This is a genomic window from Methylosoma difficile (assembly GCF_054657615.1).
On the sequence record NZ_BAAHYJ010000006.1, the window covers coordinates 1 to 23,364 of the forward strand.

Annotated in this window: 29 protein-coding genes; 27 read left to right on the top strand and 2 right to left on the bottom strand. The window is 46.8% G+C overall.

What is annotated here, in order from left to right; translation table 11 throughout:
* Positions 1–237 precede the first annotated feature (237 nt).
* Entirely contained in the window at positions 238–630 is a 393-nt protein-coding gene (locus ACYQ1O_RS14860) for a VOC family protein (protein WP_459992851.1), read from the bottom strand.
* 150 nt (positions 631–780) lie between these two features.
* Positions 781–1,293, bottom strand: coding sequence for a hypothetical protein (locus tag ACYQ1O_RS14865; protein ID WP_459992852.1), 513 nt, complete (start codon positions 1,291–1,293; stop codon positions 781–783).
* Positions 1,294–1,764: 471 nt separating this feature from the next.
* Here ACYQ1O_RS14865 and ACYQ1O_RS14870 point away from each other — a divergent pair, with 471 nt between their 5' ends.
* The 27 genes from ACYQ1O_RS14870 (at position 1,765) to ACYQ1O_RS15000 (ending at position 23,361) form a co-directional block, all read left to right on the top strand.
* On the top strand, positions 1,765–2,013 hold the full coding sequence (locus tag ACYQ1O_RS14870; RefSeq protein WP_459992854.1) for a hypothetical protein: 249 nt from the start codon (positions 1,765–1,767) through the stop codon (positions 2,011–2,013).
* 165 nt (positions 2,014–2,178) lie between these two features.
* The gene (locus ACYQ1O_RS14875) at positions 2,179–3,102 is read left to right on the top strand and encodes a hypothetical protein (RefSeq protein ID WP_459992855.1); all 924 of its coding nucleotides are present in this window, start codon (positions 2,179–2,181) and stop codon (positions 3,100–3,102) included.
* A gap of 185 nt (positions 3,103–3,287) precedes the next feature.
* Positions 3,288–6,272, top strand: coding sequence for a PAS domain S-box protein (locus ACYQ1O_RS14880; RefSeq protein WP_459992857.1), 2,985 nt, complete (start codon positions 3,288–3,290; stop codon positions 6,270–6,272).
* 120 nt (positions 6,273–6,392) lie between these two features.
* Positions 6,393–7,778: a sigma-54-dependent transcriptional regulator gene (locus tag ACYQ1O_RS14885; protein WP_459992858.1), complete on the top strand. Its 1,386-nt coding sequence runs from the start codon at positions 6,393–6,395 to the stop codon at positions 7,776–7,778.
* Positions 7,779–7,923: 145 nt separating this feature from the next.
* Complete coding sequence (locus ACYQ1O_RS14890) at positions 7,924–9,189, top strand: formylmethanofuran dehydrogenase subunit B (protein ID WP_459992860.1); 1,266 nt, start codon at positions 7,924–7,926, stop codon at positions 9,187–9,189.
* Positions 9,190–9,261: 72 nt separating this feature from the next.
* A complete protein-coding gene (locus ACYQ1O_RS14895) occupies positions 9,262–9,564 on the top strand; it encodes a hypothetical protein (RefSeq protein ID WP_459992861.1) in 303 nt (100 codons plus the stop codon).
* 140 nt (positions 9,565–9,704) lie between these two features.
* A complete protein-coding gene (locus ACYQ1O_RS14900; protein WP_459992863.1) occupies positions 9,705–9,941 on the top strand; it encodes a hypothetical protein in 237 nt (78 codons plus the stop codon).
* A complete protein-coding gene (locus tag ACYQ1O_RS14905) occupies positions 9,938–10,135 on the top strand; it encodes a DUF2283 domain-containing protein (RefSeq protein WP_459992864.1) in 198 nt (65 codons plus the stop codon). Before ACYQ1O_RS14900 ends, ACYQ1O_RS14905 begins: the two co-directional genes overlap by 4 nt.
* Before the next feature lie 44 nt (positions 10,136–10,179).
* Positions 10,180–10,797: a Uma2 family endonuclease gene (locus ACYQ1O_RS14910; protein WP_459992866.1), complete on the top strand. Its 618-nt coding sequence runs from the start codon at positions 10,180–10,182 to the stop codon at positions 10,795–10,797.
* 93 nt (positions 10,798–10,890) lie between these two features.
* A complete protein-coding gene (locus ACYQ1O_RS14915; RefSeq protein WP_459992867.1) occupies positions 10,891–11,109 on the top strand; it encodes a hypothetical protein in 219 nt (72 codons plus the stop codon).
* The gene (locus ACYQ1O_RS14920; protein ID WP_459992869.1) at positions 11,093–11,368 is read left to right on the top strand and encodes a type II toxin-antitoxin system RelE family toxin; all 276 of its coding nucleotides are present in this window, start codon (positions 11,093–11,095) and stop codon (positions 11,366–11,368) included. The genes ACYQ1O_RS14915 and ACYQ1O_RS14920 overlap by 17 nt, the downstream gene beginning before the upstream one ends.
* A gap of 22 nt (positions 11,369–11,390) precedes the next feature.
* A complete protein-coding gene (locus ACYQ1O_RS14925; RefSeq protein ID WP_459992870.1) occupies positions 11,391–13,046 on the top strand; it encodes a formylmethanofuran dehydrogenase subunit A in 1,656 nt (551 codons plus the stop codon).
* Positions 13,047–13,054: 8 nt separating this feature from the next.
* Entirely contained in the window at positions 13,055–13,303 is a 249-nt protein-coding gene (locus ACYQ1O_RS14930) for a type II toxin-antitoxin system RelB/DinJ family antitoxin (protein WP_459992871.1), read from the top strand.
* Positions 13,304–13,361: 58 nt separating this feature from the next.
* A complete protein-coding gene (locus tag ACYQ1O_RS14935) occupies positions 13,362–13,802 on the top strand; it encodes a toll/interleukin-1 receptor domain-containing protein (RefSeq protein WP_459992872.1) in 441 nt (146 codons plus the stop codon).
* A complete protein-coding gene (locus tag ACYQ1O_RS14940; protein ID WP_459992873.1) occupies positions 13,802–14,077 on the top strand; it encodes a hypothetical protein in 276 nt (91 codons plus the stop codon). Before ACYQ1O_RS14935 ends, ACYQ1O_RS14940 begins: the two co-directional genes overlap by 1 nt.
* Before the next feature lie 28 nt (positions 14,078–14,105).
* Complete coding sequence (locus ACYQ1O_RS14945; protein WP_459992874.1) at positions 14,106–14,354, top strand: DUF2281 domain-containing protein; 249 nt, start codon at positions 14,106–14,108, stop codon at positions 14,352–14,354.
* Entirely contained in the window at positions 14,345–14,734 is a 390-nt protein-coding gene (locus tag ACYQ1O_RS14950; RefSeq protein WP_459992875.1) for a type II toxin-antitoxin system VapC family toxin, read from the top strand. Before ACYQ1O_RS14945 ends, ACYQ1O_RS14950 begins: the two co-directional genes overlap by 10 nt.
* Positions 14,735–14,784: 50 nt before the next feature.
* Positions 14,785–15,681, top strand: coding sequence for a formylmethanofuran--tetrahydromethanopterin N-formyltransferase (gene fhcD / locus ACYQ1O_RS14955; RefSeq protein ID WP_459992876.1), 897 nt, complete (start codon positions 14,785–14,787; stop codon positions 15,679–15,681).
* Positions 15,678–16,490, top strand: coding sequence for a formylmethanofuran dehydrogenase subunit C (locus tag ACYQ1O_RS14960; protein WP_459992878.1), 813 nt, complete (start codon positions 15,678–15,680; stop codon positions 16,488–16,490). Before fhcD ends, ACYQ1O_RS14960 begins: the two co-directional genes overlap by 4 nt.
* A gap of 96 nt (positions 16,491–16,586) precedes the next feature.
* The gene (locus ACYQ1O_RS14965) at positions 16,587–16,799 is read left to right on the top strand and encodes a hypothetical protein (protein WP_459992880.1); all 213 of its coding nucleotides are present in this window, start codon (positions 16,587–16,589) and stop codon (positions 16,797–16,799) included.
* A gap of 62 nt (positions 16,800–16,861) precedes the next feature.
* Positions 16,862–17,020, top strand: a complete 159-nt coding sequence (locus ACYQ1O_RS14970; RefSeq protein WP_459993201.1) for a Txe/YoeB family addiction module toxin — start codon at positions 16,862–16,864, stop codon at positions 17,018–17,020.
* A 120-nt stretch (positions 17,021–17,140) separates the two neighbouring features.
* The gene (locus ACYQ1O_RS14975) at positions 17,141–18,331 is read left to right on the top strand and encodes a hypothetical protein (protein ID WP_459992883.1); all 1,191 of its coding nucleotides are present in this window, start codon (positions 17,141–17,143) and stop codon (positions 18,329–18,331) included.
* Between the two features lie 52 nt (positions 18,332–18,383).
* A complete protein-coding gene (gene rodA, locus ACYQ1O_RS14980) occupies positions 18,384–19,514 on the top strand; it encodes a rod shape-determining protein RodA (RefSeq protein ID WP_459992884.1) in 1,131 nt (376 codons plus the stop codon).
* Positions 19,514–20,545, top strand: a complete 1,032-nt coding sequence (gene mltB, locus ACYQ1O_RS14985; protein ID WP_459992886.1) for a lytic murein transglycosylase B — start codon at positions 19,514–19,516, stop codon at positions 20,543–20,545. The genes rodA and mltB overlap by 1 nt, the downstream gene beginning before the upstream one ends.
* On the top strand, positions 20,481–21,308 hold the full coding sequence (locus ACYQ1O_RS14990) for a septal ring lytic transglycosylase RlpA family protein (RefSeq protein ID WP_459992888.1): 828 nt from the start codon (positions 20,481–20,483) through the stop codon (positions 21,306–21,308). The genes mltB and ACYQ1O_RS14990 overlap by 65 nt, the downstream gene beginning before the upstream one ends.
* A gap of 33 nt (positions 21,309–21,341) precedes the next feature.
* The gene (locus ACYQ1O_RS14995) at positions 21,342–22,529 is read left to right on the top strand and encodes a D-alanyl-D-alanine carboxypeptidase family protein (protein ID WP_459992890.1); all 1,188 of its coding nucleotides are present in this window, start codon (positions 21,342–21,344) and stop codon (positions 22,527–22,529) included.
* The gene (locus ACYQ1O_RS15000) at positions 22,519–23,361 is read left to right on the top strand and encodes a D-amino acid aminotransferase (RefSeq protein WP_459992891.1); all 843 of its coding nucleotides are present in this window, start codon (positions 22,519–22,521) and stop codon (positions 23,359–23,361) included. The genes ACYQ1O_RS14995 and ACYQ1O_RS15000 overlap by 11 nt, the downstream gene beginning before the upstream one ends.
* Positions 23,362–23,364 lie beyond the last annotated feature (3 nt).

The window sequence follows — 23,364 nt, forward strand, 5'->3', positions numbered from 1 at the left end:
AAGTCGTACTGAGTGAGTGGGACGGAATTTGAAACCCCGTTCCTACCGTTTCACTATCGCTATAGATACTTAAAAACGATACGGAATGGGTCGCCTTATGCGCTTAACTGTTGGTGCAAACCCGTTCCAGCAGGACACCAAGCCTTTCAGCCCGTAGGTTGGGGAACCCCAACGATTGATGTACCCGATGTGTTGGGGTTCGTACCTCATCCCAACCTACGAAATATTTTCTAAACATCACATCGAATGAAAGCCAATCATATTGCCTTCGGTATCGAGGGCAAGGGCTATAAAACCGTGTTCGCCTATGGACATTTTTTCCCTGATGACACTGCCACCTTGTTCGGCAACACGGCCTGCTTCCACGGCGCAGTCTTCGCAAGCAAAATAAACCAGTGTACCGCCGCCACCGGAAGGGAAGCCGTCCATTTTCACTAACATGCCGCATGCGCCATACGATGTCTTTGCGGTGTCCTTATCGCTAGGGAAACTCCACATTTCCATCGTCATTTCTTCAGTTGGGGCGGGCATTTGTTCAAGTTTTATTGCCAGTACCGCTTCGTAAAACGCTTTGGCGCGTTGCATATCTTGCACGTAAATTTCAAACCAAACGACGGGGTTATGACTCATGGTCTATTTTCCTTACGGTTGAAAGGCGAGTGTTTAGGAGGATTTGTAGTGTGCTCAATAAAATAGGCAACCGACCATTCCGCCCAAACCCAACCTGAAATATCTGACCTTAAAGCCAGCCAATCCAGATTGGGTTCGCGCTGCTAACGGTTATTTACGTGCGCCAGCCGCCGCATCGGGCGTACCCATCATGCGGTTGAGCAAATTGGTTTGTTGCGATACCCGATCTTCTTGGGTCAGTTCGATCATGCCTTTCAATTCAGCAAAACGTCTTTCCGCTTCTTTTAAATCTTCCGTGGCTTTGGGCAAATCGCCCGCTTGTACCGCTTCACGGGCTTTTTTCAGATAGCCGTTGGCGCGGTTGCGGTTGCGGTCTAGCTTGTCATTGGCGTTGATTTCTTTGGTGAGCTTTAAAGCTTCTTTGATATTGCCAATGATGACTTCGTCACCGGCTTTACCCTCATCGGCGGCACCGCCGCTGTTTCTAAGCTTGATGGCTTCCAAGGCTTGGTTGATTTCCCCTAGCGTCGCGTCAATACCTTGTATGGGTGTCATGCGGTTATACATGCACGCCATACCTAAACAGATGTCGGCACTTGCAGGCACTGAACCTAAAGAAAATGCCATTGTGGTTGCTATGGCAGCGCATTTTAGTACATTCATGGTTTATACCTTTTGTAGTTATTATTGTATTTTTGTCTGCAACTGCTTAGATCATAAGGGTATTTAATTAGTTACATGACGATGCGGACTTTAGCATAAGTCTTGGTTTTACCAAACGAATTAACATCGAAAAGAAATTCAGTGTATCCAAAAAAATGCAATAACCGTTTTAAAATATTTATTTAGCTTAAAAATATTTTTCTCATAAACGACTTTCTACCGCTGGGACGGACAATCTTTTAACCTGCGAGCTAACCCTGTATTAAAACAGCATCAAGCCAAGCAAAAAATGCAATTTGCAATAACTCCCCATGCCGTTTGCAAATCACTCTCGAAAAAAACCTTCCCTGTTATATAAATTCACCAGAAAAAACAAAGTAACCTACTAATAAATATAACATTTTACTGATTGGCATAGGCATTGCTAAAAGCAAGGTAAATCCATTTTTACCAAACTGCCAGGAGATGCCCATGAAGAATCTGTCCGATAGCCATTCCATCACCAATAAGCAAGACCATGCGGCCCGCCCTTCCAACATACGGCAGAAAACAGCTTCCATGTTTTGTTCAGAACAGAGCATGGATATTTTGGCTGTAAAAAACCCTCAAGCACTCGCTCCCATCAAGGCGTCAAAATTCAATTTTCCACAAAAAGTGGCGGCTCATTTCTTGACCTACAAGCAACGCTTAAGCGCGATGACGGGCACTGGGAATACCTGAAACGCCTCAATTCATTCCTTTTAAAAAAAACAAGTAAAGAGGAATATGAAATTTCAACAATTACAAAGTATTACTGAAAAATACTGCCCCTGTACGTAACGGTAGCGGCAATGGTTTTCAATAAAGAAACTTATTAATTTAAAAGTAGGATCTGGGGAAAATACCATGAAAACAATTTTTATAACCGGCACAGTCAATAACCCCAAACTGTCTTTATTAACAGGCGACGGTTGTGTTGGCACGCTATGCATGGTTAACAGGCCATTGCTGGCGTATACCATCCATAGTTTGCAATCCAGCGTCAGACCAAGCTTGTTTGCCCTTGGCAGCAGTTGCAACGTAAAAGCGCTCAATCAAGCATTAATTGCTTATTTGGACTGGCACACCCGCATTGAAAGTATCACCCGTATTGAAATGGATGACATTGAAGAAACATTATGGCTTAGGGATGATGTGCTTTATGACGTGGATTTTGCAGAAATCGCCATCCAATTGCGGCATAGCCAACACAACAACATCGCCTTATTTGCCGATGGCCAACCCGTGCTGTTTTATCAACAAAACAACATTGGTACAGCCGACAATTTGCCACAAATGACAGTAACCATGAGCAGCATCGATTATTGCCAAGCCATGTTGCAAGCCTTTACATGGCATCGCATGGAACTGACCTGCGGACAAACCGGCATCATCAGCTCGCCGACGGCATACCATGCCAGCTCAATGGCATTACTGGCAAAACGTTACACCCACCTGGAAATTGATCCGCAGCAAAGCAGCCAAAATGTCATAAAAGGTTGGCACAGCCAGATTGATGAAGCCAGCCTGCAACAAAGCCAAGCCTATGTTGGTGACTGCGTCAGGGTACACAAGTCCGCCCATTTGCATGGGCAGGTAATTTTATGCCAGGGTAGTTACGTCGACCGCTGTGCCGAAATAAGAAACAGCATCATCATGACTTGTGTCTACATCGGCCCGTTGTTGAACATCAACAACGCCATTGTCACCGGTCACAGCATTATCAGAGTTGATAGCGGCGCTATTATTCCTATAGAAAACACCACCTTTACCAAAAAAATGACAGCGTAAAACAAACAAGTTGGAGGCTAAACTAAAACCAGTGTGTGCGAATTTAACCTATCAAGCATGACGATTAACTGCTAATCTTAAGTGAGATATTATTTTAGATAAGTCCACTTAAGCAGCCGTTAAACTTGAATAAAAACTCCGTTTCAGTAAACCCAATCCAATGGCAACTCCTTTTGGTATTGCTAATGGCCTTTATGGCCATTGGTTTGGGATACCTATACATCAGCTATGGCGGTTTGTCGCCAAGCATACTTGCGGATTTATCGAAACCAGAACATCCACTCCGGTTTGCCGCTGGCGCTTGGTTAGCAATACTGCTTATCAGCGCAAGCCTATTGTTTTGGCAAACACAGCGTGCTAACAAACACTTCAGCAGCACGTTGGCAGCCTTAGAAAGCGAACACCAACGTCAAAAAAGCAGGGCTGACCTGATCTTAAACTCCGCAGGAACGGGCGTTTGTGTCTTGGACAAAAACGCCAAGTCCTTGTTTATGAACACCGCCGCGTGCGAAATAACTGGATGGGAAAATCAAGACAGTTTGGGTCAAAGCCTACATTGCCTTATCCAAAGGCAAAACTGCCAAATAGCCGATGCCAATCAGCGCTGTGTATACTGCCCCAATAATGACGAAGATAATCACGAAACCCACTATTGCGATCTCTACGACACCTTTGTCGATGGTAAAAAGCATATCAAACACGACACTTTTTGGCGTAAAGATGGCTTACCAGTACCGGTCCGATACGTCAGCACGCCCATCATAGAAAACAATGAACTGACCGGTGTTTTTATCATTTTTGAAAACATCAGCCACCGCCTGCAATCCGAACAGGCACTGAAGGACAGCGAGGCCTTAAAGCAGGCCATGCTTGAATCAAGCCTCGACGCTATCGTCACCATCAACCAAGAAGGGCTGATTTACGAATTTAACAAAAACGCCGAAGCCTTGTTTGGCTATAAAAAAAGCGACATTTTCTTAAAGCCAATGGCTGATCTGATTATCCCGCCGCAATATCGCGCCATGCACTTAATTGGCATGCATAACTACTTGCATGCGGGCATCGACAACATTCTCAGGAAACGCATAGAAATTAACGCCATGCACGCCAGCGGCGCAGAATTTCCGGTTGAACTGGTGGTTGCGCCCATTAATATCAACAACAGCGTTTGGTTTACCGCTTTTATCAGCGACATTACCGAGCGCAACAAAGCCAAAATTGCCATCGAAAACGCCCGCATCGAAGCTGAACGCGCCAATAGGGCCAAATCCCAGTTTCTGGCGGCTATGAGCCATGAGATACGCACACCACTCAATGCCATGATGGGGGTCAACGACTTGTTATCCACCACACAAGTCAGCAACGAACAGGCCGAATACTTAAAAATAGCACATCAGGCAGGGCAATCCTTACAAGAGGTGGTCAACAACATTTTAGATTTTTCTAAAATTGAGGCGGGCAAAATCGAGTTGGAGCTGCAAGAAACCGACTTGTTGAGCATTATCGACTCGGTGTTAACCATCATGGGGCCTAAAGCCACCGAAAAACAAATCGACTTATTTGCCAGCATTGACTACCCCATCCCCGAACGCGCCCTGATTGATTTGGCAAGGTTGCGGCAAATTTTACTTAACTTGGTATCGAACGCCATTAAGTTTACCGAAGCAGGCTACGTGGAAATCAAGCTCGGCGGCACCATTAATGCCAAAGGCGATTATCACCTACTGTTTTCAGTCACCGACACAGGAATCGGTATTTCCCCTTCCGTAAAAAAGCTGATTTTTGAAGAATTTAGCCAAGCCGATTTAAGCACTACCCGCAAATACGGCGGCACCGGCCTGGGTCTTGCCATCGCCAGCCGCTTGATTTCCATGTTCGGCGGCGAAATCGGCGTTGATAGCCAAGAAGGCCAAGGCAGCACCTTTTGGTTTTCGTTTGACCCCTTGGACAAACGCGTCAGCACACCTAAAAGCTTCAACAGCGCAAACTGTTTTGTCATCCACAGCCAGAAAAAAAGCATCGTCGCCTTATATAAACAGTTGCAGGCCGTGTGCAGCAATGTGCAACTGATCCAATCGTTTGATGAAGTTGAACACTTCGACTCATTATGTTTAGTCTTTGTAGACGAACACCAGCTACCTTATTTTTCCATGAAGGAAATCCAATCCATAAAAGCCAGCCAAAAGCTTAATATTGTAAAAGTCCTCATCACCGATGTCGGTCACCGACCAAACCACGAAGCCTGGCTAGAATATTTCGACAAACAATTGGTCAAGCCCATCCAATTTAACCAACTTAACGCTTTAATCAAAAACTGCGTCGACGCTTTGCAAAACGGGCAAAAAAATCCGCCTACAGACGTTAGCGTAAGCCCCCCCACAGACGACAGCCCGAAAACAGGTCATCGTATACTGTTAGTTGAAGACAGCTTAGCGAACCAATTCGTCATTAGGGCCATGCTTGAAAAAGCCAACCACACGATAGATATTGCCAGCAACGGCGCCATCGCGGTTGAAACCAGCCAAAAGCAAGCTTACGACATGATTCTGATGGACTTGTCCATGCCCGTCATGGGTGGCTTGGAAGCCGCCGAACAAATCCGCCAAAATCCTGGCCCCAACCAACATACGCCCATCATTGCCTTAACCGCCAGCGCATTTGAAGACAAAAAGAAACTATGCCTTCAAATTGGCATGAACAGCTTTTTGACCAAACCTTTAAATATGATTGTCCTGCAAGAAGAAATCACCAAATACTTGCAAATCAATCCGGAAAACCCAGATCGAAACACCCCGGAGGCCGTTATGCAATTGGGATTAGATGAAGATGTCATCGATTATTCCGTACTGCAGCAATTAAAAGCCGAAACGTCGGAAGCCATTTTTCCGCAATTGCTGAACATCTTTTTAGAACAAGGTGCGGCGCGCAGCGAAGTCATCGAACAAGCCATTGACCAACACGACTTTGCCAAATTGTCCTCGGAAATCCATGCCTTCAAAAGCGAATCTGCCACGTTTGGCGCCATTAAACTCGGCGAGCTGACCGAGCATATCAATTTGTTATGTAAACACTCTGAAATTGAACACGCCTTTGCCCAAGCAAAAGCCGTTAAAGAAAATTGGTTGGTCGTGAAGGACGAACTGCAAAATTACATTGCTCGGAAACCTTAAGTCCGCCATTTAGTTGACCATCACCTAATACAGCGTAAAGTTATAAGCAGTGCCAAACGGATTAACCCATAAATGAACACTCTGCCAGCGCAATCAATCATCCATAACAGTTGATAATTTATGAACATATCTTTGCCCACTGTCCTGTTAATTGAAGACAGCTCTACCTTAAGCCTGCTCTATCAGGATTATTTACGCCACGAAAAGATACAGCTGCACCACATTTCAGAAGGCGGCAAAGCCTTGGCTTTCATCAAAGCAGAATTACCGGAAGTCGTTTTGCTTGACCTTAACCTGCCCGATATGTCCGGCATGGACATCCTGCAATATATCCACGAACAAAAACTACCCTGTACGGTGGTCATTATTACCGCCTACGGCAGTGTCGACATTGCCGTCGATGCCATGCGTTACGGCGCTTTCGACTTTATCGAAAAACCCTTTACCGGCAAACGTCTGCTGGTCACGGTACGCAATGCCCTGGACAGCCGTATCATGCACGACGAAATTGACCAGCTAAGGCAAGATTTCCGTACCGGTTATCACGGTTTTATCGGATCATCCTTAGCCATGCAGTCGGTTTACCGCATCATCGACAGCGCCGCGCCCAGCAAAGCCACCGTATTCATCACCGGCGAAAGCGGCAGCGGCAAAGAAGTTTGCGCCGAAGCCATCCACCAACAAAGCCCGCGTAGCAATAAACCCTTCATCGCCTTAAATTGCGCGGCAATCCCGCGCGATTTAATGGAAAGCGAAATTTTCGGACACGTAAAAGGCGCATTCACCGGCGCGCTAAACGAACGCAAAGGCGCTGCATCGCAAGCGGATGGCGGCACTTTGTTTTTGGACGAAATTTGCGAAATGGACATCGATCTGCAATCCAAATTGCTGCGCTTTATCCAAACGGGGAAAATCCAAAAAGTCGGCAGTTCCGTCACTGACAACGTAGATTTGCGCTTTATCTGCGCCACTAACCGCAACCCGATGGACGAGGTGAACGCCGGACGCTTCCGCGAAGATTTGTACTACCGCCTGCACGTCATCCCCATTCACCTGCCGCCCTTGCGCGAACGCGCCGACGACGTGCTGCTGATTGCCAAACAATTCCTCGCCGCCTACAGCGCAGAAGAGCATAAAGACTTTGTTGATTTGTCACCCGAATGCGAAGCCTTGTTCACCGAATACCCTTGGCCTGGCAATGTCCGCGAATTGCAAAATGTGATGCGCAATATCGTCGTCCTGAATAATGGTAAGTGCCTACAAACGGACATGTTGCCTGCCAGCATGAAAGCCAACATAACCCCAAACAAAGCAATACCGTTAGCCGCTTCCAGCAACCCGATCACCGCAGGCGAAAAACCCATCATCCCGCTGTGGCAAGTTGAAAAAAACGCCATCGAAGAAGCCATCCGCAGTTGCGACAACAACATTCCGCAAGCTGCCGCCTTGCTAGGCGTCAGTCCTTCGACCATTTACCGGAAAATTCAAGGTTGGCAAAAAGACTAAGCATTTTGCCTGCAAAACTTAAGCCCCCGCCATCAAAGTAGCCGCCTGCTTATCAAGACAGCCCCAAGATTTCAGGCTAGAATACGCGCATCAACACGCTTGCATGCCAGCGTTTCAGACATCATTCAATTCAACAGGACAGTTCATGACTGAAATAACCGAAGTACCCAGTCCTTTTTGCGGCATCGGCACCGATGACTTGAGCATTCAGATAGACGGCAACACCGTGAAAGTGATCGCCAATGGCTGCGCGGTCAACACACCATTGTTTGAACAGCCCATCACCGACACCAGCCCACGCGTGAATGGCAAGGAAGTCAACCTAGAAACCGCAGTCGCCAAAGCCGCCGAACTATTAAAAGACACCAAACTGCCAGTGATTGGCGGTTGCTCCACGGACGTAAACGGTATGCGCGGCTTGCTGGCCTTGGCAGACCGCGTTGGTGCGGTGGTCGATCAAATGAATTTTTCCCGTTCACGTAATAACTACTTAGTCTTGCAAGATTCCGGTTGGATGAATACCACGCTGGCGGAAGTCAAAAACCGTTGCGATGTGTTGTTGATTGTCGGTAAGGATTTAGAATCCTTCGCGCCGCGTTTTTTCGAGCGGTACCTGTGGACAGATGCGATGTTCTTAGATGACAGCAGCCAACGCCAAGTGATCTATCTCGGTCAAGCCCCATCCGGTAACGCATCGACTTCGCCAAACGGCAATAAAGCTAAAGTCTTAGAATGCGCCACCGCCGACTTGCCGGAAGTGATCGCCGTGTTACGCGCTTTAGTGAAAAAACACCCGATCCGCGCCGAAAGCGTGGTGGGCATTGCCGTCAGCGAATTACAAACCATTGCCGACCAATTGAAAGCGGCAAAATACGGTGTCGTCACTTGGTCAGCAGGCCAACTGGACTACCGCCAAGCCGATCTAACCGTACAAACCCTGTCAGAAATGATTAAAGACTTAAATGACATGAATACGCGCTGCTCCGGCTTACCGTTAACAGGCAAAGAAGGCGACCTAACCGCCAGCCAAGTTTGTGGTTGGACAACAGGCTATCCGGCACGCACCAGCTTTAGCCGTGGCTATCCCGAATACGACCCGTTCCTGAACGATACACGCGAATTAGTGAAAAACGGCGAAGCGGACGCGCTGGTTTGGGTACAAGCCTATAACACCGCTTCCATTCCACCTATGACCGACTTGCCAACCATTGTCGTCGGACGCTCCGGCATGGTGTTTGAGAAAGAACCCGATGTTTTCATCCCCGTCGGCACACCCGGTATCGACCATGCCGGACATACTTACCGCATGGACAGCGTAGTGGCGATTCGTTTGAAAAAATTGCGGGATTCTGGGTTGCCTAGTACGGCGGATGTTTTGAATGCTATAGAAACTCAATGTAGGTTGGGTTAAGGAATGAATTACGATTCAACCTTATACTCGTGAACACCTAGCATTCACTTAGACCCTTCGAGTTTTATTATCATGGCAGAAATAAATATTTTTGAACCAGCGATTCTTATTCGCGTAGCACAGCTATTTAGGAAAGGAATGTCGGATCAAGAAATTTACGAAATAACAAGAGGGGTCTGGAAAGTTGGCGAAAATCGAGAAAAAGCTGAATATGCTTTTTGTATTGCCAATAACGTAGTACAAGAAATTTACAAAATTCAGAAATGGAATCCAGCAGTAACCAATTCCTACGAAACACGAATTGTAATAAAAAGTGAATGGAAGGATCGGTGGGAATTTAATGGTCAGGTAGCATCAGAGACTATGCGTAATTAAGTATATTGGAGAGTCTGTTGCTCACTATTTTGTTAAGGGTAATGCAAATCCTATTAAGTACTTAAATATCCAATGATAGGTTTATTAGGTTAGTAACTTAGGTTAGCGATAGCGTAACCCAACAAACTTAACTCAAATTGATGAAATTCACCCAATACTTCCACGCCATGAGCCAGCGACCACACCGTTCGGCAATTGATATTGAATGGATTAAACGAGTGATTGAAAACCCCATCAAAGAAGTGATCCAAGAAGACGGACGCATTCGCCGTTGGGCAATGATTGAAGAAGCAGGCGGCAAGTATCTGCGCGTTATTTTGCTAGCTGATGGCGAAACCATCCACAACGCTTTTTTTGACAGGTCGTTTAAACTATGAAAATCAAATACTTTGAAGATACAGACACCTTATATATCGAGCTTAAAAGCAGCGAAGTAGCCGAAACCAGAGATTATGACGACAACACCACCATTGATGTGGATACCCTCGGCAATATATGCGGCATCACTATCGAACATGCGAAAGAACACGCGGATATTCCGGCATTTTCTTATGAACAAATCGCCGCTTAATTTTGGGCGGAATTGATTAGCCGTGTTTTAAAACAGAGAAAGCCATGCCTAAGATCATCCACCTCGACCAGCTGGATTTAACCCAAAGCTACAGCTATGCCGATTATTTGACATGGCAGTTAAAGGAAGCGGTGGAGTTAATCAAAGGTAAGATTATGGTGATGTCGCCTGCGCCAAATGTCAGGCATCAGGATATTTCCAGCAATTTACTTGGTTGTTTATTGCCCTACTTTAAACACAAAAAATGCCGCGTTTATGCTGCACCATTTGATGTCCGTCTTTATGACCGCAAAAAGTCGATCTTAAAAAACGAAGAGATACACACCGTTGTCCAGCCGGACATTTGCGTTGTGTGCCAACCGGAAGAAAAACTCGATATACAAGGCTGCAACGGTGCGCCCGATTGGATCATTGAAATTCTCTCTAAAGGGAATTCCAAACGGGAAATCCACACCAAATATGAGCTGTACCAAGAAAGCGGTGTAATTGAATATTGGCTGGTGTTCCCCGAACATCAAACCATTCATCAATTCGTATTAAACGGACAACAAAAATATGAATTGCAGAAAATGTACACCAACGACGATATTGCCGTGCCGTATCTATTTCCAGAATTGGCAATGAGTGTGAATGAGATATTTGATACTTGGGCGGATGATTAAATGATCTTAGAAGGAATCTTAAACCAGCGCATTGGCAACAAAGCCTACAACCGTTGCGCCATGCAAATGACAATCATGTAATTTGGAGTAAACATGCTAAGCCTATCACCTGAGTTAGAGTTATCCATTCATCATTTAGCGGAACAAAGCGGTCAATCGATCAATGATTTTTTAACCGATGTGCTGAAAGAATACCAAAGCGAAACGGAAGCCCTGCAAAGGGCAAAACAAGTGTTGGCAGGAATCGACGCGGGAACCATTAAAACCGTTCCGTTGGCGGAAGTTATGAAAGAATATGACCTGGACTATTGAGTTCTCAATACCTGCATTAAAACAATTGAGACAATTGGACAAGCAGCAGGCCAAGCGAATACTTAAGTTTTTGCACGAACGCTTGCTGGTACTTGAAAATCCAAGAGAACTCGGCGAGGTTTTGCAAGATCCCATCTATAAAGGCTTATGGAAGTACCGCGTTGGTGACTATCGAATTTTAACGAGAATTCAAGATGATGTATTGACGGTTTTGGTCGTCGATATTGGTCATCGCAGTTCGATTTACCTTAAGCATTGATTTTATTTTCTAAGGAAACCCCATGTTAATCAAACTCACAGGCGGCACCATTTACGACCCCGCCGCTGGCATTGCCGGACAACAACAAGACATTTACATCCAAGACGGGCGCATCATCAATCCGCCAACGGAAGCCAAACCGGATAAAGAATACGATTTAAGAGGCAAAGTGGTGATGTCTGGCGCTATCGACATGCACACCCACATCGGTGGCGGCAAAGGCAACATCGCCCGCACCATGTTGCCGGAAGATCATCGCCAAGACCCCGTCGCCAGCACCCATATCTGCCGCTCCGGTTGTGGTCATGCCATGCCCAGTTCATTTGTGACAGGCTACCGTTATGCAGAAATGGGCTACACCGCAGGTTTTGAACCTGCGGTTTTGCCGATCAATGCCCGCCAAGCGCACATGGAAATGGGCGACATTCCAATTTTGGACAAAGGCGGTTACGTCATGCTCGGCAGCGATGACTATTTGCTGCGGATGCTCACCGCCAAAAAAGACCAAAAAGCCATTAACGATTATGTCGCTTGGACGATGAATGCCGCCAAAGCCATCGGCGTAAAAGTCGTTAATCCCGGCGGCATCAATGCTTTTAAATTCAACCAACGCAAATTGGATTTGGACGAACAAAACGCCCATTACGGCGTAACGCCGCGCGATATTTTGCAAGTGCTGGCAACTGCCGTTAAAGAATTAGGCGTAAAACACCCGCTGCACGTTCACGGCTGTAATTTAGGCGTACCCGGCAACGTGCAAACCACGCTGGACACCATCCAAGGCATCGGCGGCTTGCCCATGCACTTGACGCACATCCAATTCCATAGCTACGGCACCGAAGGTGATTTCAAATTCTCCTCCGGCGCGGCGCAGATTGCCGAAGCGGTCAACAAAAACAAAAACATTACCATCGATGTCGGGCAAATCCTGTTCGGGCAAACCGTGACAGCGTCCGGCGACAGTATGCGCCAACACGCCAACCACAAACACGCCAGCCCCAATAAATGGGTGACGATGGACATCGAATGCGACTCCGGTTGCGGTGTGGTGCCGTTCAAGTACAAAGATCAAAACTTCGTCAACGCCTTGCAATGGGCGATAGGTTTGGAAACCTTCCTGCTGGTCGATGATCCGTGGCGGATTTTCCTGACCACCGACCACCCCAACGGCGCACCGTTCACCAGCTATCCGCATTTGATCCGCTTGCTGATGGATAGAAGTTTCCGCAACGAAGTGCTATCAAGGCTGCATCCTGAAGCGCAAAAAATGACTACCTTGGCGTCGATTGACCGCGAATACACGCTCAACGAAATCGCCATCATGACCCGCGCAGGTGCAGCCAAGTTAATCGGCCTGAAAGACCGTGGCGGCCTTAGCGCAGGCAACTGGGCAGACATCACCGTCTACACCGACAACCCCAACCGCGAACAAATGTTCGAAAAACCGGATTATGTGTTCAAAGATGGCGAGTTAGTGGTTGTTGATGGCAAAGTCGTCCACGTCAAATGGGGTACAACCCATGTAGTGCAACCGGATTTTGATCCGTCTGTGGAAAAAGGTTTGAAAGAGTATTTTGACCGTTACCTGACTATGAAACTGGGTAACTTTAAGATTAGTGATGATGAGATTACTGAGGATGGGCGGGGGAGTATTACGGTGCAGCCATTAAATAACTAGAGGTTCTTATGGCAACCATAACGTTTCAAATTGACGAATCCGTACAAATAGAAGCCACCGAAACCTTAGCGACAATGGGGCTTTCGGTAGCCGATGTCGTATGCATGTTACTGGAAAATATAGCAACGGAACACCGATTACCGTTTGCGATTCCCAATGCAGAAACGATGCAGGCTATGCACGAATTGGAACAAGGCGGCGGGTTAGGTTTTGATAGCATAAAATTCTTGATGGCAGACCTGAATGCAGTCTATTGAATACGCTTCGGCATTCTATAACGTGATTACAAACGCATTTTTGTGATGAAATGAAATTATGAGTGCAGATATTTTTATATCCCATAGCCGTTCTGATAACGAATCTGCTTTGAAAATTGCTAACACCCTAGAAAAAATGGGGCTTAGCGTATGGATAGATCAAAAGGAAATGACTGTAGGACAGCCACTTAAGAGCTTAATCGACAAAGCACTGGAACAATCAAATTCTATTATTGCATTGATAACACCCTCTTTTAATGAAAGTAATTATTGTCAATATGAATTGAAAATGGCACTAGAAAAAGGGAAGCGTATATTCCCTGTCATTCTTAACAATACTAACCCTAATAATTTGCCGGATTCCATAAGAGATCTCCAAGCCATTAAAGTCGACATTAACAGTGGTGATAAGGATCTAAAAAATCTTTACGAACTTATAGATAGTAAACGTAGCAATTGGTCAAAGATAAGGGAATACCTTATCAATGAGTTAAAGTAATGTTGCCCATAGAAGCTCAATTGTTCTTATGTGGTTTTCTCGGAAGTATGTTAGTTGAAGTTCTTAAAATTGTACGTTACTACGAATCATCAACTCGTTTGCCAATGCGTTATAAAAAAATTGGCTTCTGGTTTTTCCGTTTGTTACTCGCTTGTGCTGGTGGCGTTTTTGCCATTTTATATAACCCTGCCAGCTTGCTTTTAGCTGTTCACATTGGTGTTTCAACACCTTTGCTAGTGGCAACGTTAACAGAAACCTTGCCCAGCAAGGAATAAACTTTATTTAACAATTATTATTAAAACCATGCGTTTAGATGAAATAATCCAACAACACGCGAAAACTTTATCTCCAGCCCACCAAGCGGAAGTTTTTGACTTTGTTTTGTTTTTAGAACAAAAACAAGCAGCCAATCGGACTGAGCCATCGGATACTAGCGGTACTCAAGCTGATGTAAGCGACTTCCAAAAGTTTTTGCTTGATAGCCCAGAAATGACTGACGAAGAATATCAAGCCATTGCAGAAAAAAGGGAACATCTTAAGCAATGGATTTAATTTGCCTAGACACCAATGTGCTGATAGCCCATAAACGTGCGAAAAAAGCAGAAAAAGACCGGACATTGCTTTACCAACTGGCAGCACAAGGTTATGGCTTCGCTGTTTCAAGCATTACGGTCTATGAGTTATTGCGGGGCGATAATCTGGATGAAGACCGTTACTGGAAAACGATGTTTGCCAACATGGAAATGCTTTCCTTTGACGCGGCTTGTGCAGAGCAAGCCGCAGAAATTTATAAAGATTTGAAACAAAAAGGCACATTAATTGAAGCTGAAGACCTTTTTATCGGAGCGACTGCCCTGCATCATCGGTTAACAATCGCAACGGGTAATCTTAAGCACTTTGAAAGGATTAACGGCTTGCAGTTATACCGATGAAACAAATCTCTTCTCAAAAATAAAAACACATTAACAACGAGCAACCCCCTATGATTATTAACGGTGTAACCATCGACGCAACCTTTGCGGAAGCTTTTCCGATGAAGGCGACACGCGCCATTATCACGGCGCAGAATGAAAAATGGGCGATGATCGCCGCCCAAGCCATGACGGGCTTTGCCACGTCGGTGATCGCCTGTGGCTGTGAAGCGGGTATTGAACGTATCTTAACTCCCGAAGAAACCCCAGATGGTCGTCCCGGCGTGGCGGTGATGATTTTCGCAATGGGTGGAAAAGGTTTGGCGAAGCAACTGGAAACCCGTGCAGGGCAATGCGTACTCACCTCGCCGACTTCGGCTTTATTCGCTGGTATCGAAAGCGACACCAAAATCCCGCTGGGCAAAAATCTACGTTATTTCGGTGACGGTTTCCAAATTGCCAAAGTCATTGGCGGGAAACGCTACTGGCGCGTTCCTGTCATGGACGGCGAATTTTTGACCGAAGCCACCACCGGACAAGTCAGCGCGGTCGGCGGCGGTAATTTCTTGGTATTGGCAGAATCGCAACCGCAAGCCCTTGCCGCTTGCGAAGCAGCTATCGAAGAAATGAAAAAAATCCCCAATGTCATCATGCCCTTCCCTGGCGGCGTAGTACGTTCGGGTTCTAAAGTCGGCTCCAAATACAAAACCTTGGGCGCATCCACTAACGACGCTTTCTGCCCAACTTTAAAAGGTGCGACCAAAACCGATTTGTCACCGGAAATTGAATCGGTGATGGAAATCGTGATCGACGGTTTGACCAAAGAAGACATCGACAAAGCCATGCGCGTTGGTATCCAAGCGGTGTGCGATTTGGGCGCGGCGAATGGCATCAAACGCATCAGCGCGGGCAACTACGGCGGCAAACTGGGGCCGTTCCACTTTCACTTACAGGAGATCATGGCATGAGCGCATTGACATTCACTTTAAAAACCCGCCCCGCCCAGCGCGTGGACATGTCGCCGCTGGTCTGCCAACTTCTGCAAGACAAATCCCCTGCCGACATCGCCGCCATTGAATTGCAAAGCGGCAAAGCCAAGTTGCGCGTCGATTCGCTGTTTGACGTTTCCGGCTCAGACGCACAAAACATCGTCATCAAAAACAGCTTCGAGAAATTGGATTTTATCGGCAAAGAATTGGAAAACGGTACGATAACTGTTGAAGGCGACGTGGGCGCGTATCTGGCAATCGGCATGAAATCGGGTGGGATTAAAGTCTCCGGCAACGCAGGTTTGTACGCGGGTTGTGAAATGAAAAAAGGCTATCTGGAAATCGCAGGCGACTGTGGCAACTTTTTAGGTGGCGCACTGCCTGGTAACAAAATGGGGATGAAAGGCGGCCTAATTTTAATCAAAGGCAACGCGGGCGAACGCGTCGGCGATCATTTACGCCGTGGCACGATTTTAATCGAAGGCAATGCAGGCGATTACTGCGGCTCACGCATGACCGCCGGAACAATAGCCGTCATGGGCCAAACAGGACGTTTCTTAGGTTACGCCATGCGCCGTGGCACTTTGTTACTGTGGAACGCACCGACCTTATCCGCTAGCTTTAACGACTGCGGCACACATACCTTGGCGTTTTTGCCGATGCTGTTTAAGGCATTTGCATCCTTAAACTCCAAGTTTGCCGACAGCGCGGCGGCGTTTAACCGCGTGCAACGTTATGCGGGGGATATGTCTGAGATGGGGCGTGGGGAAATTTTGGTTAGGAAATAACTGCCAGAAAATTACAAGGTGATGCTGGGGTATTCAAAATACCCCAGCATTACTTTGAAAAACTAATCAATTTAGAATTGCAGCAGGGAAACATTTATGAACAGCTTGCAAGAAAAAATTAATGAAGAAATCAATGGCCTTCCCTTAAATTCACAAAAAGAAGTGTTCGATTTTGTGTTATTCCTTAAAGGTAAAATCAACGCAGAAACCGATACCGAGTATTTGTCAAAAAATGCTGATAACAAACAAGCCATTATAGATGGCTTAAATACCCCGCTGAGTGAACGTTCTGACCAATTGGAATGGTAATCTACAAACTGTATTACACCAAGCGTGCCCAAAAAGACGCATAATTATTAAAAGCCTCCAACCTGAAAGCCAAAGCAGAACTGCTTTTGGATTTAATATCACAAGACCCTTACACTTACCCACCTGAATTTGAGTTTTTAAAAGGTGAATTGAAAGGCGCAATTTCCAGACGTATCAATAAACAACATCGGTTGGTTTATGAGGTTTTGCAACAGGAATAAGCGATAAAAATCATGATGATGTGGACGCAATATGAGTAAGCCAAGCTATCCGCCGATGAAGATAATTTCTGTTAAAAACCGTCTTAGCCCTATTTGGCAATCACTTTACAACTTAAGCTTATGAATAATAATGTAATCGTTTTGGGTGCTGGGTTTTCTTATGATGCGGGAATACCACTACTGAGCGGATTTATAGAGCGGATGTGGGAATATTCGATTCGAGGCCAAGCCGACCCTAAAATATTGGACATTTTGTCAAAAGCATTAAAAGTCCGCAGTGAGCTTGATGGGTATCATGGTCGGGTATCTTTTGATGACAGAAATATTGAAGATATTCTTTCCATGTTGGCTTTTAATGTTCTTGGCGGTGATAAAACTGACGAAGATAAATTCGGGATATTTACTAAGGCCATTTCTGAAACTATTGAATTGGCGTGTAATGTTAAACATCCTGGTTATTGTCCACACAATGGATCAATTCCGATTTCTACCGGAAATGAATTATATAATCGTTTTTGGAAGGCCTTATTTGCATGGTTCAACAATGATAATTCCTTGCCAACTATCATTACGTTTAATTATGACCTCGTCTTAGAGCGTTCTATTTTCGAAGTATTAGTCAACAATCAATACGGACATGGTGTCGGCAATACCAGAAACAATAAATTACCTTTTAAAAACTTAGCAATAGATTATAAATATCAATATTTTGAGCCAGAATACTTTCAAATTAACTATGTGGATTTTCACAGCTCAGGGAATACGTTTAATGGAACTGCTTTGGAAAGAATACAAAAACAAGATGAAACCAAATTTGCAACCATTGAATTGTTAAAACTACACGGATCGTTAAATTTTCCTCAAAATCAAATGCAATTAGAAACCGTACAACCTTCACTTACTCAGATTATAGAAAACCCTTACCTACTCCCACCTGTCTCAAACAAACATTCAAACGGAGCAGGCGATGAATCTTGGCGAGCGGCGTTAAACAGCCTTCGTAATGCTAAAAATGTCGTTTTTGTGGGTTATAGCCTCCCTAAAACTGACATCTATATGCAATTTTTTCTTAAAGCTGCGTTAGGGCCAAACCAAAACCTCCATAAGCTATTTGTTTTTGATCCCATACTATGGCGCAATAATGAAGCCTCATTTGAAATGCAAACCAGATACGAGAAGTGCTTTGCGGAACAATTACGGCCTAGAATTAATTTCAACCCTCAGCCTGTAGACATAAGCCAAGGCTATGCAGGAACGACCAAGCATTTCGTAGATATTTTAGAACGTGATCCATCACAAATCTTTTTCTAATCGCAATAGCTACAACTTCGAAAGAATCACATCAAAGTATGCAAACCCACCCATGAAAACCGAAACCCGCCGCGAGCATTTTGAACCGCCTTCTTTAATCGGCAACCTTTTACGCCGATTGCATATCGACATCCCCTTATTCCTCGGCTTGGTGCTGACGGCTTTGCTGAGCTTTGTGATTTTGTACAGTTCTGGCGGGCAGGATATGGGGGTGTTGTACCGGCAGGCGGCGCGGGTAGGTTTGGCGTTTACGTTGATGACGGCGTTGGCGCACGTCAGCCCGAACCAATTTAAGCGTTATTCCACCATTTTGTTCGGCTTTGGTTTGGTGTTGCTGGTGGCGGTGTTGGTGATGGGCGAGATTGGCAAAGGCGCGCAGCGGTGGTTGGATTTGGTGGTGTTCCGCTTCCAGCCGTCGGAAATGCTGAAGCTGACCACGCCGATGATGGTGGCGTGGTATTTGTCCGAACACCATTTGCCGCCTAGGCCGAAACAGTTGCTGATTGCCAGCGTGATTATCCTTGCCCCTACTCTGTTGATAGCTAAGCAACCGGACTTGGGTACGGCTATTTTGGTGGCAAGTTCCGGCGCGGGTGTGTTGTTTTTTGCGGGCTTGTCGTGGGTTTTTATTGCCGCGATTTGTGCGGGCATCGGCGCGCTAACGCCCATCATTTGGCATTTTATGCACGGCTACCAACGCGATAGGGTGTTGACCTTTTTAAACCCCGAAGCTGATCCTTTAGGGCGCGGCTACCATATTATCCAATCGAAAATCGCCATTGGTTCGGGCGGCATTTACGGTAAAGGTTGGTTGGGCAGTACGCAATCGGAGTTGGATTTTTTGCCGGAAAGCTCCACCGATTTTATTTTTGCCGTGTTTGCCGAGGAATTCGGTTTGTTCGGCTGTGTGGGTTTGCTGATTTTGTATCTGCTGATTATCGCCCGCTGCCTGCACATCGCCAGCGAAGCCCAAGACACCTATTGCCGCTTGCTGGGCAGCAGCTTGGCATTTACCTTTTTTGTTTATGTGTTCGTCAATATCGGCATGGTGATCGGCGTTTTGCCAGTGGTGGGCGTACCTTTGCCGCTGATAAGCTATGGCGGCACGTCAATTGTCACTTTGCTGGCGGGTTTCGGCATTTTGATGTCCATCCACACCCATAAAAAACGGCTGTCGCGCTGATGAAAAATTTCCTTTATTTAACTCTTTTGTTGTTGGCGGGCTGTGCGTCTGATTTACAAAAACAGCAAACTGGCTTTATCGACAAAATGGTCAGCCAACACCAATTTAAGGAAGATGATTTGCAAGCTGTTTTTGCCCAAGTGGAAATCAAAGACGACATCTTAAAAAAAATCGCCAAACCGTCAGAAGCCATGCCGTGGCACAAATACCGCGCCATTTTTATGACCGACAAACGCATCGACGGTGGTGTGCAATTTTGGCAAGCCAACGCAGCAACGCTCGCCGCCGTTGAGCAGCAAACCGGCGTGCCGCCGGAAATCATCGTTGCCATTTTGGGCGTGGAAACCAGCTACGGGCAGCATACCGGCAAATATCGCGTGATTGATGCGCTGTCTACCCTGGCATTTGCCTATCCGCCGCGCAGCCCGTTTTTTACCGGCGAGCTGGAGAATTTTCTGCTGTTATGCCGTGACGAACAGCTTGATCCGTTGCAGCCAACCGGTTCATATGCAGGCGCAATGGGTATGCCGCAATTTATGCCGAGCAGCTACCGACATTTCTCAGTGGATTTTGACCAAGACCGCCGCCGCGACATCTGGAAAAATCCTGCCGATAGCATCGCCAGCGTCGCCCATTATTTCGCCGAACACCACTGGCAGCGCGAGCAAACCGTGGCTGTGCCGGTCAGCAATCCAAATAAATCAACACAATATAAAAATGCCCTTACCAAAGACCTTAAGCCGCATTTAAGACTGGCTGACTTAGAATCGCTTGACTTGAAAATTTCGCAACCGGTTCCGGCTGACAGCAAACTGACGCTGCTGGCCTTTGAACTTGCTGATGGCGAAGCGCTTTGGGCGGCTTTTGACAACTTTTATGTCATCACCCGCTACAACCACAGCCCTTTATACGCCTTGGCGGTTTACCAGTTGAGCCAAGCAATTTTGGAAAAAAAGGGGCGTACCCATGAGAAAATTATTTACGGTAACATTTATCATCCTGCTGAGCAGTTGCTCGGTAGAGCCGACTAAAAACGCCGATCTTTCCAGCTTAGCCCCACTCAACATCCCGCCCTTAGAACACACCGACGCCACACAGGCACTGCACTTCAACGACGCCAACCCCTTATCTGCAAACGATGACTGGCAAACCGGCGCAAGCAATCCAGCGGATGAAACCTTTTTCCCCAGTGTCATCCGCTATTTAAAGACTGGCTTGGCCTCTTGGTATGGGCCTAGATTCCACGGCAGACGCACTGCCAATGGCGAAATCTTCGACATGTACGCCATGACCGCCGCCCACAAAACCTTACCGCTGCACTCGTACGTCAAAGTCACCAATCTGGAAAACCAACGCAGCGTCATCGTCCGCATCAATGACCGCGGCCCCTATGTTGGCAACCGCGTGATCGACTTGTCTTATGCAGCCGCGAAACAACTGGACATGCACGGCGACGGCGTAGGCAAAGTGGAAATTCAAGCGGTCAGCACCGAACAAGCCCTGCTGCAACAAGCGGCAAACCAACCCGATAGCGGCCTTTATCTGGAAATTGGCAACTTTAGCAGCAAACGCAAAGCCGAAGCCTTGCATGATGAAGTCACTGCGCATAATTTGCCCAAACCAGAAATCCGCCTAAGCCATAGCCGCGCCCATAAACGCTACAAAGTACAAATCGGCCCATTAGATTCGCTCAGCGATGTTGACGACCTTAACGATCAACTGGCAGCCATCGGCATCACCGACACCCAATTTGTCACCGAAACCAAACAAACACAGTACAGCATGGTACAATGATGGCCTGTTTTAGCGACTCCATCATTAAGAGCAATGACACTTTTCATACGTTTTACGCTGATTTTATTTCTTTGTTTTCAAACCCCTAGCCTATTCGCCCAAGAACCTGCCGAAGTGCTGGCAGACGCTGACGCGCTTGTTCCCGCAGCACCCGCCCTGCAAGCTTCCGCTTACATCCTAAAAGACTTCCACACCGGCAAAATCCTTGCCGAAAACAATGCCGACGCGCGCCTTGCACCTGCCAGTCTGACCAAAATCATGACCGTATATGTGGTGTTCCGCGAAATTAAGGCAGGCCATTTGAAACTGGATGACGTCGCCACCATCAGCCAAAAAGCCTGGGGTACTTCCGGCTCGCGCATGTTTGTGGAAGTGAACGGTCAAGTCAAAATTGAAGACTTGCTGAAAGGCGTGATTATCCAATCCGGCAACGATGCCAGCGTGGCCTTGGCAGAACATGTCGCCGGTAGCGAAGAAACCTTTGCCGAAATGATGAACCAACAGGCGGCGCGCTTGGGTATGGCCAACACCCATTTTATGAATGCCGATGGTTTGCCGATTAGCGACCACTACACTTCAGCCCGCGATCTGGCCACGCTAACCACAGCCCTCATCAGCGAATTCCCGGAACATTACCCTTGGTTTTCGCAAAAAGAGTTCACTTACAACAAAATTACCCAGCACAACCGTAACTTGTTATTGGGTCGCGATGAAACCGTCGATGGCGTCAAAACCGGCTTTACCGACGAAGCGGGCTATTGCTTGGTGGCATCAGCCTTGCGCGAAGACATGCGTTTGATTTCCGTGGTCTTAGGTACCAAAAGCGCCAATGCTCGCGCCAGCGAAAACCAAACTTTACTCAATTACGGCTACCGTTTCTACGAATCGCACCGCTTGTATGAAGGCAAAAAAGCCCTTAAAGAAGCCCGTGTTTGGAAAGGGGCGAGCCAAACAGTGCATCTTGGTTTAGCCGAAGACCTGCACGTCATCATTCCCCGCCGCCAATACAAAAGCTTGAAAGCGGTTGTGACCGTTGACAAAAAAATTACCGCCCCCATTAAAGCAGGCGACAAATTTGGCAGGGTTAAAATCGAACTCAACGGCAAAGTTTTGTTTGATAAAGATTTGGTGGCTTTAGAAAGCATCGAAAGCGGCAATATCTTCCGCCGCCTCTACGATAGCGCTTTAATGATGATGGAGAAATCAGACGATGGAAAATAAAACCGTTTATCTTAATGGCGACTACTTGCCATTAAATGAAGCGAAAGTCTCGGTACTGGATCGTGGCTTCCTGTTTGGTGATGGCGTTTATGAAGTCATCCCCGCCTATTCCGGCAAATTGTTCCATCTGCAAGACCACTTGCTACGCCTAGAAAACAGCTTGGCAGGCATCCGCCTTGCCAATCCGCACAGCCGCGAACAATGGCAAGCCATTTTACAACCACTGCTATCCGGCGTCGGCGATGAATACATTTATCTGCAAATCACTCGAGGCACCGCCGCCAAACGCGACCATGCTTTCCCTGCAGACGTACCGCCTACCGTATTTGCCATGGGTTCGCCGATTGCGCCGTTTGCAGGCCGCGATACCGGCGTTAAGGCCATCACTTTGGACGACAAGCGCTGGGCATTGTGCAACATTAAAGCCATTACCTTGCTAGGCAATATCTTGCACCGCCAAGCCGCCGTTGACCAAGATGCTGCCGAAGCTTTGTTGGTCAAAGACGGTATCGTCACCGAAGGTGCCGCCAGCAATGTGTTTGTGGTGATAGATGGCGTATTGCTGACCCCACCCAAAAGCAACCAGATTTTGCCCGGCATAACCCGCGATGTGATTGTCGAGTTGGCGGCTAAAAACGGCATTGCCTGCCACGAAACAAGCTTCAGCTTAACTGACATGCAATCGGCTAGCGAAATTTGGGTCACCAGCTCCACGCGTGAAATCATCCCAGTCGTTGAATTGGACGGCAACGCCGTTGGCGACGGCAAACCCGGCCCGGTATTCCACGCCATGAATGCCATCTACCAAGCTTATAAACAAAGTTTGATGTGAGCA

Coding starts and splice junctions, on each gene's coding strand:
- ACYQ1O_RS14860 (WP_459992851.1), bottom strand. CDS start 630: ATGAGTCATAACCCCGTCGTTTGGTTTGAAATTTACGTGCAAGATATG.
- ACYQ1O_RS14865 (WP_459992852.1), bottom strand. CDS start 1,293: ATGAATGTACTAAAATGCGCTGCCATAGCAACCACAATGGCATTTTCT.
- ACYQ1O_RS14870 (WP_459992854.1), top strand. CDS start 1,765: ATGAAGAATCTGTCCGATAGCCATTCCATCACCAATAAGCAAGACCAT.
- ACYQ1O_RS14875 (WP_459992855.1), top strand. CDS start 2,179: ATGAAAACAATTTTTATAACCGGCACAGTCAATAACCCCAAACTGTCT.
- ACYQ1O_RS14880 (WP_459992857.1), top strand. CDS start 3,288: ATGGCCTTTATGGCCATTGGTTTGGGATACCTATACATCAGCTATGGC.
- ACYQ1O_RS14885 (WP_459992858.1), top strand. CDS start 6,393: ATGAACATATCTTTGCCCACTGTCCTGTTAATTGAAGACAGCTCTACC.
- ACYQ1O_RS14890 (WP_459992860.1), top strand. CDS start 7,924: ATGACTGAAATAACCGAAGTACCCAGTCCTTTTTGCGGCATCGGCACC.
- ACYQ1O_RS14895 (WP_459992861.1), top strand. CDS start 9,262: ATGGCAGAAATAAATATTTTTGAACCAGCGATTCTTATTCGCGTAGCA.
- ACYQ1O_RS14900 (WP_459992863.1), top strand. CDS start 9,705: ATGAAATTCACCCAATACTTCCACGCCATGAGCCAGCGACCACACCGT.
- ACYQ1O_RS14905 (WP_459992864.1), top strand. CDS start 9,938: ATGAAAATCAAATACTTTGAAGATACAGACACCTTATATATCGAGCTT.
- ACYQ1O_RS14910 (WP_459992866.1), top strand. CDS start 10,180: ATGCCTAAGATCATCCACCTCGACCAGCTGGATTTAACCCAAAGCTAC.
- ACYQ1O_RS14915 (WP_459992867.1), top strand. CDS start 10,891: ATGCTAAGCCTATCACCTGAGTTAGAGTTATCCATTCATCATTTAGCG.
- ACYQ1O_RS14920 (WP_459992869.1), top strand. CDS start 11,093: ATGACCTGGACTATTGAGTTCTCAATACCTGCATTAAAACAATTGAGA.
- ACYQ1O_RS14925 (WP_459992870.1), top strand. CDS start 11,391: ATGTTAATCAAACTCACAGGCGGCACCATTTACGACCCCGCCGCTGGC.
- ACYQ1O_RS14930 (WP_459992871.1), top strand. CDS start 13,055: ATGGCAACCATAACGTTTCAAATTGACGAATCCGTACAAATAGAAGCC.
- ACYQ1O_RS14935 (WP_459992872.1), top strand. CDS start 13,362: ATGAGTGCAGATATTTTTATATCCCATAGCCGTTCTGATAACGAATCT.
- ACYQ1O_RS14940 (WP_459992873.1), top strand. CDS start 13,802: ATGTTGCCCATAGAAGCTCAATTGTTCTTATGTGGTTTTCTCGGAAGT.
- ACYQ1O_RS14945 (WP_459992874.1), top strand. CDS start 14,106: ATGCGTTTAGATGAAATAATCCAACAACACGCGAAAACTTTATCTCCA.
- ACYQ1O_RS14950 (WP_459992875.1), top strand. CDS start 14,345: ATGGATTTAATTTGCCTAGACACCAATGTGCTGATAGCCCATAAACGT.
- fhcD (WP_459992876.1), top strand. CDS start 14,785: ATGATTATTAACGGTGTAACCATCGACGCAACCTTTGCGGAAGCTTTT.
- ACYQ1O_RS14960 (WP_459992878.1), top strand. CDS start 15,678: ATGAGCGCATTGACATTCACTTTAAAAACCCGCCCCGCCCAGCGCGTG.
- ACYQ1O_RS14965 (WP_459992880.1), top strand. CDS start 16,587: ATGAACAGCTTGCAAGAAAAAATTAATGAAGAAATCAATGGCCTTCCC.
- ACYQ1O_RS14975 (WP_459992883.1), top strand. CDS start 17,141: ATGAATAATAATGTAATCGTTTTGGGTGCTGGGTTTTCTTATGATGCG.
- rodA (WP_459992884.1), top strand. CDS start 18,384: ATGAAAACCGAAACCCGCCGCGAGCATTTTGAACCGCCTTCTTTAATC.
- mltB (WP_459992886.1), top strand. CDS start 19,514: ATGAAAAATTTCCTTTATTTAACTCTTTTGTTGTTGGCGGGCTGTGCG.
- ACYQ1O_RS14990 (WP_459992888.1), top strand. CDS start 20,481: ATGAGAAAATTATTTACGGTAACATTTATCATCCTGCTGAGCAGTTGC.
- ACYQ1O_RS14995 (WP_459992890.1), top strand. CDS start 21,342: ATGACACTTTTCATACGTTTTACGCTGATTTTATTTCTTTGTTTTCAA.
- ACYQ1O_RS15000 (WP_459992891.1), top strand. CDS start 22,519: ATGGAAAATAAAACCGTTTATCTTAATGGCGACTACTTGCCATTAAAT.